The following is a 12,631-nucleotide window of genomic DNA, read 5'->3' as shown; positions in this document are numbered from 1 at the left end:
GTGATCGAGCCTGATCCCGTCCCGCCCGGCCTCGATCCCGCGCTGGAGGCATTGGATCGTGGGCAGCTAGAACAGCTGATCAGCGAAGTGAGCCCGGAGGTCTTCTACCTCCGGGCCGCTGCCTTCGACAACGCCGTCGCGCGGCTGACGGTCGTCCGGGACGACCTGAGGTACGAGTCGCGGCGGTTGTCCGATCACTGGGACGGCGAGGTGGCGGACGGGTTTCAGGTTGCCGTGCGCAGCCTGGCGGATCGGCTGGACATCGCACTGGACGCAATGTCGGTCCCGGGCTATGGCCAAGCCATGAAGAACGCCGGGGACGCGCTCGCTTTTGCTCAGCAACGGCTCCGGGTCGGCAGGGACTCGCTCGCCAAACCCGGCGCGGTGCCGGTGGATCCGGCCCCTGTGGAACAGAGTGGTCAGCAGGACGCGCTCCAGGTCCTGCGGGACCTGTGCACCGCCTACTACGACATCGGCCGGGGAATTGTCCCGATGCCGGAACCGGGCGCCGGGCGCGGGCCAACCCCAGGCAGCACGGTGGACACCGGGCGGGTTGACCATCCTGGTGCCGGCGCGAATGTCGAGTCCACGAGCCCGACTGTCGTGACGGCCCAGCACCTGGGAGGTTTCTGGGCGCCGCACGTGCTCGGTCCGGGTGTATCCAGCCCCGGCGCGGTCGACGGCGGCGTTCTGGGATTGGCGCGTCCAAGTGAATTTGTCGCCTGTTCCGCCGCAGCCGACGGTGTGACGGCCGAAATGCGCGGGACACACGGGACGGCTTCCGTGGCTCAGCCGGTCTCGGCACCGTCGGACGAGGAGACGAAGGGATTCGCGCCGATGCCGATGTGGGGTTCTTCCGCAGCGCTCGGGAAGCTCGGCGGATCGCCGTCGCGAAGGTTGAAGAAGAACGGCGAGATCGCTTCGGAAGACGCGGCCGAGAACGAGGTCGCCGTGAAATCCGCGGACGCCGACGTAACTGACCCGACTGCGCCGGGCGAGCGCCCTGCGACGGTCTCCGCGCCCTCGGCCGGCACCGCGCAGGTAGCGTCGGCGTCGGCGGCCGGCTCAGTGGCGCACGCTGGCCAGCTGGGCGTTGGCGCGCCGGCCGGAGTCGTACCGCAGGGTATGGCGGGAGGCTCGGCTGCCCCGGTGGCCAGAAGCGTTCACGTTATAACTCCGCAGCCGCAGCCGCAGCCGCAGCCGCAGCCGCAGCCGCAGCCGCAGCCGCAGCCGCAGCCGCAGCCGGCTCGAGCCGCAGCCTCCGCGATCCCGGTGGCGGAGAACATCGCCGCGTCGGCCTCGGCCAAGCAGCAGATCGCGTCAATGTCGCTGGTGCCGGAGGGTGGTTCGGCGGCTTCTTCCGCGCTCCACCACAACCTGGCCGAGGGGGCTCTGAGTTCCGCTGGAGCTGTCCCTCCCGTGAGGCCGCTGGCGGATCTGACCGCCGCCCAGCCCACTGGTGGATCGGCGGCAGGACCGATCGGTGTGGGAACGCCGGCTGACGGAAGCAACGTGAGGCCGGCAACGGGCATGCAGCAGACCGGCCCGATGATGTTCGGCGGGCTGCCCGGGCACCAACACCAAGACGGTGAGCGGGTGCCGGAGGTGTCGGCCGGTCCGGGACCGGACGTCTGGGACTATGGTGAGGGGGTAGTGTCCGTGCTGGGGCGAGCCCCGGCACGGCACGGGGCGCCCGGTGCCGACCCGGGCGGTCCATCGGCGCCGTTGAAGCAGGACGACTTCAAACAACTCTTGGAAGAGGAGATTCTCGGCCGGGTGCGGAAGCGGGAAGCGGCCGATGATTGATCAGCCGGGCACATCGGTGCCGTACGCTCCTGTGCCGGAGCGGATCCAGGTCGGCGGGCTGGATCTCCACCTCGACGGCTACCGGGTCTTCGCCTCCGGCGAGTCGCTGGTGCTATCCCGTAAGGAGTTCGAGATCCTTTACAGTCTCGCCCGAGCCCGGGGCAGGGTGTGCAGCCGCAAGCAGCTGCAGGCGGAGGTGTGGGGGGACGGCACGCACACGGGCAGCCGCAGTTTGGACTTCCACATCCGCTCGCTCCGCGTGAAGCTGGGCGATCCCGGTGCCATCGTCACGGTCCGGTCGATCGGCTACAAGATCGGGGTGGCGGGCTGAGCCGGGCGGCGGTTCTTCATCCGGTGTGAACGGTCGGACACAGGGTTCTGCATGTCGTAGATCCGAGTTGGTTTCCTGGCCGTAGAAGACGCCGATGAAGACGTCGTCGACCAACTCGCCGAAGAGCGCGACGCGGCTGGCGCCAATCCCGGACAACGGATATAAGCGCCGTTGAGGTTGCTTTGGAACGTGAAGTAGACGGGCCATTGGTGGGCCGACCGACCTTGGCGACGCCTGAGCGTACAACGAAGAGCACCGCAAGAGCGCTCTTGACTTGGCCGACCGGGTCGTCGAGCTTTATCCGTGATACCGGTGCAATTTATTCCGGGCAAGTGCCGCCGCGCGTATGCCCGCCCGCGCCGACCTGGCTGCCGTCGGCCGCATGTTAAATGGCGACCGCAATCCGATTCCGAGCCGCTCGGTTCGCCAGGTAACACCATCGGATAGCCGGATGATTGCTGTAATGATTCTTTGGAAAAGAGCCGGCGAGGCCCGGGGTCGTGACTCTGAGCTTCGCGTCGCTGCGACGACAAGCCTCAGTCGACGTTACTCGCAGCCAGGGTGCAGCCAGGACGCTCGCCGGTCTCTCTTTCCGTCAGCGAGCGGCCTTGACCGCGCGGAAGTAGTCGTTCGACGGGTTGACAAAGGACGACACGGCACCGACCACCGCGCTCATCGCGCTGAAGTATCCGAGAATCGTGCTCTGTCCGAACGTGATGGCAAGCAATTGTAGACCGGCCACCACGGTGAGCAACACCCGGGCCCAGTTGCGCCCGCTCCGAAGTTTGGCTGCGAAGAGAATGTACAACAGCGACATGATCACAGAGAACACCAATGCGCCTGCGTTGGTCACAGTGGAGACCTGGTCGACCTGCTGCTGACTGAGATCTGTGCCGTTCTCGACCACGACCGTGCGGACGGCGTCACCGGAGGAGTTTCCAGTAAAGAGCGCGACAACGCCGTTGGTCAGCCCGAGTATCGTAGAAGCGAGAAAAGCCCAGAAGGCGATGGTGATCGTCGTCGGCCGGACGAACGGAACCGCTTTTCCCGACTCTGGTTTAATCTGATTACTGCTCATTGCACGTATTCTGCACACTGTGAGATGTGCTGCAACTTAGAAGTTGAAAGTTTGACTTAAAGGGCAGAAGCTTCCGCATTTTGTCCCAGGTGCTCCGGAGGCGCGGCCGACGAGGGTGAGGGCGGTCTCGCCCGACCCCCGAAATGCCAATCCGTGCAAGAGGAGTCTCAGCTCACGCCACGGTAGGCGACGCCGATTCCGTTGGCGGTTCGAGACGAGGAGTACATGCCCGTCGGGCGTCATCCGGCAACGTGAGCCAGGCGTAACGCTCGACGCAGGGCATCCCTGGCAGGTGCGCAGTTCGTCGACCGCGGCCGACCTGCTGGTTATCCCGTACCGATGCAGCGCGATGAAGTCGACGCGCAGACGGCGGGATGCGACCGGACGTGAACTGGTCCGGCCGGTCGCCTGGTGTGTCCACGTCGGAACCCGACGGCAGGGCTGCTGGCGTGCATCCCGGCGGCCTGCAGTTTCGGCCACGGATGCCTGTCTTCCTGACGTGCCGGCCCGAGTGGGCACGTCCGGCTGGTTGAACCCCAGCAGGGTAGAGCAGGAGCTGCGTGCGGTCGCGAGCTTCGTCGGATTGATGTCTCGTGCGCCCCACGCCATGGGGTCGAACTCGGCATCGTTGGCCGGACCGTCCGGTGATGATTGCCAGTCGTAGGACCAGCTGTCGCTGACGGCAGGAGGAGAGGGGTGTGGAGCCACCTGAGTCAAGCGCCCCAGACTCCGACTCCGGACCCTCATCTGAAGTCGACGCGCTGGTGTCCGCCGCGTTGTCGGTGAACTTGATCGACCGCCAGTGCACCGCGCGTGCCGGTTCGCGTCTGCAAATGCGGAATCCATCGAGTCGAACGCTGCTCGCGGGTTGAGCAGCCGGAGCCGCAAAGCGGCTTGAGATGTCAAGCGACAACAGGAAGCTGTTCTTGCGCGGGGCCGACCGGGCCATTGGCGGCGTTCGCGACGACGTGCTCGAGCACCTCGGCGAGCCGGCTGAGGCCGATCGAGGACGACACCGGTTTCCTGGTGAAAGAGTGTTCATTCAGCCGGGGCAACAGCGGCCTCCGGTACCAGCAGGCGGATCGAGAATTGTCGGATCGGTAGGATCCTCGATCCGCCGGTCGCCACCGGCGGCGCCGAATCCGAGCAAACGAGCTGATCGCGGACTCGTCAGCGCGGCGTGCAGACGGTCGTCGGCCGGGCACGGGCACGGGCATTAGCTGTGCTGGAGTTACGCTGCCAACGGTACGATGTCGCGCTGCTGGGGCGGCCGCCGCGGTGCCGTAGCGGGGGCGTTGCGGAACGCGGGAAGAAGCCCAGGTGGCACTCGGACAGCAGAGTCGCCGGCCCGCAGGCTTCTACTCCGGTGCCAGGATCACGTCGGCGCAGAATCGCCGGATTGGTCGGGTGGTGACACAGTCAGCCGTCCCAGTAGGAGCGCCACGAGGACTCCAAGTACGCATACTCCGGTGGTGACCAGGAAGATCTCTCTATATTCGGTCAGCATCGCCCGCCGGACTTCCTCTACGTACTCCGCCAATGCGTGATCGTAGGATTCCGATGAAGGGAAGAGTGGTCGGATCGGCGTCGCAAGTCCTGAAGTCAGGGACTGGAATCGATGCAAGCCCCAGGCCGACAGCGTCGCGACCCCGATCAGCATTCCTGTCATCCGGGCAACGACAGCGCCGGCGGAAGCGACCCCATGTTGTGAGGCGGGGACAACTCGAAGGACAACAGATGAAGCCGGCGCGATCACGAGCCCAAGGCCGAGTCCGGCGACAACCAGTGCGTCGAGCCGAGGAAAGGAAAAAAGGCCGAGCGGATAGCGCGCATCGAGTACATCGGCCGGCCAATTCGCGATCAGCAGATAACCTCCGGCCGCGATGAGCATTCCGGCGGCGATCACCCGGTGTTCGCCGTATCGATTTGCGATGAATCCTCCGGTTATCGCGCCGATTGGCAGAGCGACCAGAAATCGGAGCAATAATAAAATGCTGCCCGCATCATCCCGGTTAAGCAACGTCTGAGAGAATAGGTCGACGTCGACCAAAGTGACCATCAGTGCCGTTCCCGATGCGAAGTTGATGCTTAGCGTTGCGAAGAATGGCCTTAATGAAACCCCCTTCGTGTCGATCAAACGGGTCTTCGTGCGAAGCTCCCAGGCCACCAGCGCAGCGATTGCAGCCGCGGCACCGATCAGACAACCCGCGCCCCAGGGTGGAAGCAGTTGGCTGCGAGGGTCCGGGTTGTCGAGCCCGGCGACGAGCAATCCGAGTGCCGTCGCGAGAAGCATTCCACCGAGAACATCTATCTTCGGCCGCGTCCCTGGCAGCCTTTTTTTCCGCGGCAGCACCACCGCGACAGCGAACATCGCCGATACCGCAAGGGGCACGTTCACCCAGAAGACCGTTCGCCAGCCGTTCGATGCGGCTAGGGCGACGCCGTACAGTGGACCAAGTAGGCTCCCGAGCTCCTGTGCTGCGCCGATGCCGCCGAGCACGGTTGCACGCCGGCGCTTCGACCACAGGTCCGCCGCCAGAGCCATGGTGACTGGCAGCAAGGCACCGCTGGAGATGCCCTGAACCAGCCGCCCCGATGCCAGGGTGACAACGTCGTCCGACAATGCCGTAAGCACGGATCCGGCTGCGAATCCGGCAAGGCAGAGTTGCAGGACAAGCTTCCGGCCGAACCGGTCGGAAGCTTGCCCGAGAAGTGGCATCGCCGCGACATAACCGAGCAAGTATCCCGTGACGACGGGAGTGAGGCGTTCAAGCCGGTTCACCGGAATCTGAAGATCGCCTACGATATCGCGGAGCATCCCGACAATGACGTAAGTGTCTAGCGCTCCGAGCAGAACCACGATCCCGCTGAAGCCGATCACGGCGTAACGGCTACGCCATGATCGGCCGTCCGTCACCGAGTCGGTCATACTGGCGGGGTCACCGCGAACGGCTTGTCGATGTCGGACAAGCTCATGTCAGCGCTGATGTTACCAGGGAATGTCAGAGAGACTTTCGCCGGGAGATACTTCGTGTCCGGGAGCAGCCAGAAGGTGGCATCTGCGCCGGTGGGAACTCCAGGTAGAAGCGAGGAGAGCTGTTCTTTGGTGACCGTACCCGTGATCTTCGTCGCTTGAGTGCCGTTGACGACTTCGTTGCCGACGGTCTTCGGATCGGCGACCGTCGTCAGTAGGTTGGGCAGCCCCTTGGCCGGGTCGAGGATCACTCGTGGGTCGTAAACACCGTCGGCGGCCGATTGCGGGAGAAGCTGGTACCCGCCAGTCGGGCCTTTGAGGTAGAGCGAACCCTGGAGCAGCACGAACTCGATCTCGGCTATCTGCCCTGAAACGGCGATCTTGCCGGTGCCCTTGGCGTCGCCTGTCCTGGTGAAATCGCCGTCGATAGCTTGCACGTCCAGTCCGGGGATCGTGCCGTTGACCTGAAGAGCGAGGTGTGCGCTGTTGATGGCGCCGACACCGGCAGCGGACTGCGTCAGGAGAGTGCGGGCATCCGGCAACTTCGCCGCCGTGCCGGTTGCGGATGTGCTGGTGCTCGTGCCAGTCGAACAACCCGCCAGCACTGTAAAGAGTGCGACGAAGCCGACGAGTCGTTGTCGAGAGATCATCATAGGGGCATGATGACGACAGTCGGGAGATCTGTTGGCCATCGAACAGCCCCATAGCCAAACAGCGGGAGAACCCTCACCAATCGGACCGGATCGAGTCCACACGGGTGGGAAACCTTGGTTGTCCCCCACCAGGCAGAGCTAGCTACCGGACCTCGGTGATACGCTTCGGCTCACCTCAAGCTGGATCGAGGTGCTGCGCGATCGGCGGAGGCTCTCGGCCACCTCGGCTTCGCTGGGCAGGGCTCATCACCGGGATCGCCCGGCCGGGGCAACCGCGAGCCCGGACTCGGGGCAGCGGAATCTCCGCGGTCCACCCGCGGACCACCCTTCCGTTGAGGCTGGCCACGGTTGGACGCGCAGGCTGCTGCGTCGATGCGGCCTGAAGATCGGGCGGCGCGGAAACGGCAGATGGCCGCTAAGAGCTTGCTTTCGCGCGCACAGACCGACGTGGGCAGGCCCAGGTCAAGGTCGAGCTTGGCGCTGGCTCGGTCAGCCTCACTCCGACCGGCCGACTGCTCAACCACCGTCGCAGGCACACCGCGAGGTCCGCATGTAGCGTTGACGACCTGTCCCTCGGAAGTCGAGAGAACATTGCCAGGAGCACCGCCCTTCATGGCGGCCCGCTTCCGGTCTCGGAAGGGTCTGCCTACAGTTGCCTGTAGTGGTCCACTGCGATCGTTCGGCGCCTGCGTCTATTTGTAGCCGCGTGTGATTCGCGCACGCCTTCACACGGCGGTGACCGGCTTGCGCCACGAGTTCTCGAGCTTGGCCGACGCCGCTCGCGCGCCTCGCACGGACATCGCGACGCTGGCCAATGTGGGATTGCAGCTGAACTGTGCAGGTAGCACGCCATTTCCCGCGACGTAGAGGTTGTCGATGCCCCAAACTCGTGAGGTCGAATCGCAGACCGACGTCCCGTCGTCGCGTGCTCCGGTGCGCGTGGTTCCGAGGTAGTGCAGCGACATGCCGAGGGGCTGGATCCTCGGATGGACGGCGGCATCCGCCCCAAGAGCTTCGGCAGCACGACCGACATCGCGCCTCGCCAGTTCGATCAGCTCGTGATCACGGTCGGTGAGACTGTAGTCGAACTCGATGGCGGGCATGCCGTATCGATCGGCGCCATGGTCGCTGAATCGGACGCGGTCCTCGATGCGGGCGTCTTTCGCCAGCATGCAGCCGAACATGACGACCCCTTTGCCGCGCCCGGTGTCTCGGGGGTAGATCGCGGCCTGGCCCACTTGGACGTGCATGGGGTGGTGGTCGGGATCGAAGGGGATCGTGCCGAGCCCCATGGAAGGAGTACCCGCGGTGTCGTCGAGCGACCTGTTCGCCTCGAAGATCGCGGTGACGTCGTCGTGGCGGTCGAAGTAGTCCGGTGTAATTGCGGCGGACACGATGATGTGATCACCGAGGTAGCGCCCCAGTGCGTCAGGCCGAATGTCCGAAGCCCAAAGCAGCTGCGGTGTGCGGAGCGAGTCCGCGGCGGCGATGACAACGGTGGCTGCGACGGTCCTCACCGATCCGTCAAGGACGGAAGCCAGCGTCGCCGCAGTGATTCGCCCCCGCTCTTCGACCAGGCCGGTGCAGACGGTGTCCGCAGCGATCGCGAAGCTGTCCCGCGGTTCGGTCGCGAGGGTGCCGAGGATGGTGTCCGTCCCCGACCACACGACCGTTCCCCGCGCATCGACTCGGCGCGCGATCGGCATGTCACCGGTCTTCCGGCCGGGCGGGAGCCGACTGTCGAACGCCGCGCCGAGTCGGCGAAGGCACTCCGCCCATTCGCCAGTCGAGGTCATGGGGGCGGAATTCGTGCTTACCAGGGTGCGCGCCGTGGCGAGCAGCTCGCTCCATTCGCCGACGGGAACGCTCTCCGGAAGCTCTGCGGGATGCGGGGTGGGTGTCGCGGCGGCCCAGTGCCTCCCCATCCCGCCGACGTTGGACGAGAGCGCCGCGGCTGGCAGCGTGCCCGCCTCGTTGCGTGCGGCTCGGTCCGGGTCGACGAAGAAAGTGCCCGCCGCGGGCACAATGTGGGGGCCGTTCTGCCGCAGATGAACACCGATGACGGCGGACGCGGTCCGCCTGCCGCCCTCCGAGCCGGCGACGACCTCGGCGCGCTCGACCGGGTCGGCGATGTTGCGAGCATGGACGCCGGGCACCGTGGTCAGCCGAGGACCGGTATCGACCATGAGGATGCGTGCCCGAGGTGCCTGCTCGCTCAGCACGCGGGCGTAAGTGGCCCCGTTCGGTCCTGAGCCCACGATGAGCACATCCACATGGGCGGGAAGATCTCGGGAAGTTCCCGGACCGACGAAGACGGGCCCTTCAGACATCGATCGACTCACTGCCTGTTCCTTCTGTCGCGATGGGCGCCGGCACGGGGCTTGGCTGATGCTGAGAGGGTATGAGGACCACATTTATCCGGTCAACGACAGATAAAGGTACAGCTTCGGATTAAATCGCCGCACCCGCTACGCGCATCATTCGCAGCGCCGCGGGATCGGAGAGCATCCGGTCGGCGGCCAGCCGAGCCGCGCCTGGCAGAGTGCCGTCCTCGTCATCGGTCGCGACTGTCACGTCGACGTGACGGCTGGCGGACGGGAGCGCGCGTTCGAAAACTGCTGTTCGTATGCGCGTGAGCGCGTCGCTGCCCAGGTGCAGGAGCTCGCCGCTGAGCACCAGGCGACCCGGGTTGAGGACATCCACCAGAACGGCCGCCAGGCGGCCGACCGCATCCGCCGCGTCCCGGATGCGCTGCACGGCAGACTCGTCGTGATTGGCGACGGCCTCGCGCAGCACCGCCGGCAGACGCTGGTCGCCCGCCGGTGCGGGAAGGCCGAGGTCACGGCCGATGGAGTGGATCGTCGCCGTTTGGCTGATGCAGCCGCGTTTGCCACACCAACAAACGTGCTTGGAAGAACTTTCGAGGACCAAGTGGGCGACGTCCCCGGCCACGCCACCGACGCCGCGGAACAGTTGCCCGTCGGAGTCGAGGAACCCGGCGCCGAGGCCAATGGAGGCATGAAGACGGACGAGCGGCAGCCGATCGCGGCCGACGCCGACGCCATCGCCGATGGTGAGCAGGTGGACGTCGTTCTCGAGGATCGCGGGTGCTCCCAGCACCCGCGAGAGATAGCTAGCGACCGGGAAATCCTCCCAGCCCAGCGACGGAAACGACACCGGGCCGGAGCGGTTGTTGGAGCGCACCACCGAACCGGTCCGCACGTTCACCGGCGCGCCGATCGACGCGACGACCAGCTCGACCCGGCTTTGCGCCGGCTGTTGCTCTATCATCTCGTCGATCATCAGCGCTGCGGTGTCGACCGCCGTTTCTGGGCCGATCGACAAGGCGTTACGAACGACTCGCCTGGACCGGACGATGCCGTGCAGGTCGGAGATCGCCGCGATTGTCGCGCCCGGGGTGAACGCGACGATCCCGGCCAGCGGTGATCGGGGGCCGAGCGCGAGTTCCCGCGCTGGGCGGCCACGGCTGCCGTCGTGCACGTCCCGCTCGACCAGTACGCCCTGGGCGATCAAGAACTCGACGGTCGACGCCACCGTCGACCGCGCTGTACCGGACCGGCCGGCAATAGCCACCCTGTTGGAGGCGCCATCGACGCAGATCGCCCAAAGTACGGTCCGGATCGTCTCGGCGGCGGGAACGCCCACGCGCGTACTCTACGCAATACACACACGTCCGCGCACCTCAGCTGCGGTGTGCGGGTCTTGCCCCTCGCCGCCCGGTGCTGAGGGCTTGCACGTCTGTGCTTGGCTGAAGGGGCGGAGGAGCCGTTGTCGACCGGCTCACCGGACGTCCAGGAGTGCGAAAGTACCTAATCCGCCTTCGGCACGGACAGCGCATCGTTCGGGAGTTCGCAGCTTTCCGGAAATGGACCGATTTCGTCAGTTTCGTGTGCTGCCGCAGTGCGGGCCTAGCTTGCCCAGAGGTTCTACGGGCCGTGGGCGACGAGTTGCGCCGTCTTAGGCGTCCGCATTGGCAACTCCATCTTCCACTGCGCGACCGGGTCAGTCGGCAGTCGATCTTTCACCCCTACGTCCTGCGGGTTTGAGCAGAGCAATCTCTTCCCGCTCAGCAAGGACCTATCTCTCGTTGTCCCTATGGGCGACGAGCGCCTCGGGTACCTCGACGATCACGCGATTACTCCTTTCGGTCTGCGACGCTGCTGCGTTGGCCGGGGTGGAAGTCGACAATGGGGCTAGTCAAGCTATTGCAACCCCGTTGCCCTTTATTTTATTGATGTCTGCCTCTTAATTCGCGATGGCTTCCCCTGAGCTCTACCTTCAGGAAATATGGCAATTTCACAAGTCAATTATCCCATGCAAAGATAAGGATGGTAACATGTCTCATCTGCATTCTTCGCTGCGATTCGCACGACTAAGTACTTTCATCACCCTCGGTGTTATCACTTCTCTTCTCTCGATTTTGACCCAAACGTACCCGGCCGTCGCGAGCGGTTCAACCGCCGCCCACTCGAACGTCGGGTCATCCGTCCCAGTCTTTGGAAACGCCTCCCATAGCAGTAAATCCTTCGCCTCGGCAACGGGTCCGGTGGATGACAACAACGTCGCCTGGGCGGGTTATCATACTGCCGTGGGTCAGTACACCGCCGCGACGATGTCCTGGCGGGTGCCGACTGCTCGGCCGGTGGCAGAAGGGAATGGGTCGATGTCCTCCATTTGGCCTGGAATCGGAGTTGGAAGTGCTCAAGATCCGCTGATTCAGGCTGGGACACATGCCGACGTCATCTGTCCGGGTGGCCCGTGTACCACTCCGTTCTACTATTTTTGGTGGCAGGTATACCCGTTCAATAACGAACAAAAGGTGCCGCAGGTGCCCGTTGAGGCCGGCGACGATGTCCGCGTCACAGTGAAATACTCTACGGATAAGAAGCGGGCGCAAATCACGCTGGCAAACGTAAGCAAGAATACAGGCACATTCATTGAATTCGACCTGCCTGCCTCCGCTTCGGCTGGAGTGGCTACGCAGGCGCAATGGATCGTTGAACGCCCGCAACTTTGTTTCCCCGAAGGCTGTTCCTGGGCGAAACTGACCAATTTTGGAAGCATTGCGATCACTGCGGCCAGTGCATTCACAGGTCGGGCGAACGCGGGCGGTAGTGGAACATGGAAGACGGTTCGCAATGTGGCCGCTTTCAGGGATCGTTCCTTCTCTTGTGACGGAAAAGTCCTTCTGTCCGAACCTCGGGCACTCTCAGCTGAGGATGCATTTTCTGTTGATTGGAAGGCTTCTGGTGATTGGGAGGCGTGTTAATCAGTGGGTCGATGACGCCATGCTTGGTTCGCGGATTTATCGCTCGATGTCGCCGAGTCACTCGTGGCTCCCTGTCCGCGTGCTCAGACTGGCAGGTACGCGATCCAGCCGAGGAACGACATAGCAGGCACCGACGAAAATCGCGGCAGAGTTCGCCACCGACTGGGACCGGGGTGCAATCCGGTCCCGACCTCACCGAGCTCAAGCGACGAAGAGCTCCGGTTCGTCGTCCCCATCGCAGTGGGACTCTCGGCTGGTTGTTGCGCGTCATGAGGTGGTGACACGGGCGAGAGCCTGAGACGAGGGACGGGTCTCTCGTCGGCAGAGTGAGAAGTGCGACCCACTCATCACGCCGAAGAGAAGACCCGTTCCTCCGCCACCGTAATGCCCGCCCTCCATAGAGGACCGTCGCCGGCTCGTCGCGTGCTGCCAGACCCGCCCGGTCACCCACAGCGCCACCGAGATGGTCAGCTACCGCCAATGCGCATTCAAGTGGGTC

The 12,631-nt window shown here is 64.7% G+C and carries 9 protein-coding genes; 3 read left to right on the top strand and 6 right to left on the bottom strand.

What is annotated here, in order from left to right; genetic code table 11:
- Both BLV96_RS17365 and BLV96_RS17360 read left to right on the top strand, forming a co-directional pair.
- A complete protein-coding gene (locus BLV96_RS17365) occupies positions 1-1,806 on the top strand; it encodes a WXG100 family type VII secretion target (protein WP_091389249.1) in 1,806 nt (601 codons plus the stop codon).
- Positions 1,799-2,137: a winged helix-turn-helix domain-containing protein gene (locus BLV96_RS17360; RefSeq protein WP_086673275.1), complete on the top strand. Its 339-nt coding sequence runs from the start codon at positions 1,799-1,801 to the stop codon at positions 2,135-2,137. Before BLV96_RS17365 ends, BLV96_RS17360 begins: the two co-directional genes overlap by 8 nt.
- A 595-nt stretch (positions 2,138-2,732) precedes the next feature.
- On the opposite strand, the gene BLV96_RS49210 is transcribed toward BLV96_RS17360, so the two are convergent.
- The 6 genes from BLV96_RS49210 to BLV96_RS17330 all read right to left on the bottom strand — a co-directional run bounded on the left by BLV96_RS49210 (position 2,733) and on the right by BLV96_RS17330 (position 10,508).
- Entirely contained in the window at positions 2,733-3,215 is a 483-nt protein-coding gene (locus tag BLV96_RS49210; RefSeq protein ID WP_143050986.1) for a hypothetical protein, read from the bottom strand.
- A gap of 36 nt (positions 3,216-3,251) precedes the next feature.
- Positions 3,252-3,962 carry a glycosyl hydrolase gene (locus tag BLV96_RS51550; protein ID WP_425266181.1) on the bottom strand — a complete coding sequence of 237 codons (711 nt, stop codon included), beginning with the start codon at positions 3,960-3,962 and terminating at the stop codon, positions 3,252-3,254.
- Between the two features lie 628 nt (positions 3,963-4,590).
- Positions 4,591-6,096: an MFS transporter gene (locus BLV96_RS17345; RefSeq protein WP_341866090.1), complete on the bottom strand. Its 1,506-nt coding sequence runs from the start codon at positions 6,094-6,096 to the stop codon at positions 4,591-4,593.
- Between the two features lie 44 nt (positions 6,097-6,140).
- Positions 6,141-6,842, bottom strand: coding sequence for an LppX_LprAFG lipoprotein (locus BLV96_RS17340; RefSeq protein ID WP_244180267.1), 702 nt, complete (start codon positions 6,840-6,842; stop codon positions 6,141-6,143).
- 725 nt (positions 6,843-7,567) lie between these two features.
- Positions 7,568-9,115: a GMC oxidoreductase gene (locus tag BLV96_RS17335; protein ID WP_208608239.1), complete on the bottom strand. Its 1,548-nt coding sequence runs from the start codon at positions 9,113-9,115 to the stop codon at positions 7,568-7,570.
- A gap of 178 nt (positions 9,116-9,293) precedes the next feature.
- Positions 9,294-10,508, bottom strand: a complete 1,215-nt coding sequence (locus tag BLV96_RS17330; RefSeq protein WP_086673284.1) for an ROK family protein — start codon at positions 10,506-10,508, stop codon at positions 9,294-9,296.
- 610 nt (positions 10,509-11,118) lie between these two features.
- Between BLV96_RS17330 and BLV96_RS17325 the strand changes: the two genes are divergently transcribed.
- Positions 11,119-12,132, top strand: a complete 1,014-nt coding sequence (locus tag BLV96_RS17325; protein WP_086673286.1) for a G1 family glutamic endopeptidase — start codon at positions 11,119-11,121, stop codon at positions 12,130-12,132.
- Positions 12,133-12,631 lie beyond the last annotated feature (499 nt).

Source organism: Amycolatopsis pretoriensis, assembly GCF_900107925.1.
In the GTDB taxonomy this organism is placed as follows: Bacteria; Actinomycetota; Actinomycetes; order Mycobacteriales; family Pseudonocardiaceae; genus Amycolatopsis; species Amycolatopsis pretoriensis.
The sequence above is the reverse complement of the archived record's forward strand: the minus strand, read 5'-3'. Positions and strand labels throughout refer to the sequence as shown.

Coding starts and splice junctions, on each gene's coding strand:
- BLV96_RS17360 (WP_086673275.1), top strand. CDS start 1,799: ATGATTGATCAGCCGGGCACATCGGTGCCGTACGCTCCTGTGCCGGAG.
- BLV96_RS49210 (WP_143050986.1), bottom strand. CDS start 3,215: ATGAGCAGTAATCAGATTAAACCAGAGTCGGGAAAAGCGGTTCCGTTC.
- BLV96_RS51550 (WP_425266181.1), bottom strand. CDS start 3,962: ATGAGGGTCCGGAGTCGGAGTCTGGGGCGCTTGACTCAGGTGGCTCCA.
- BLV96_RS17340 (WP_244180267.1), bottom strand. CDS start 6,842: ATGATGATCTCTCGACAACGACTCGTCGGCTTCGTCGCACTCTTTACA.
- BLV96_RS17325 (WP_086673286.1), top strand. CDS start 11,119: ATGGCTTCCCCTGAGCTCTACCTTCAGGAAATATGGCAATTTCACAAG.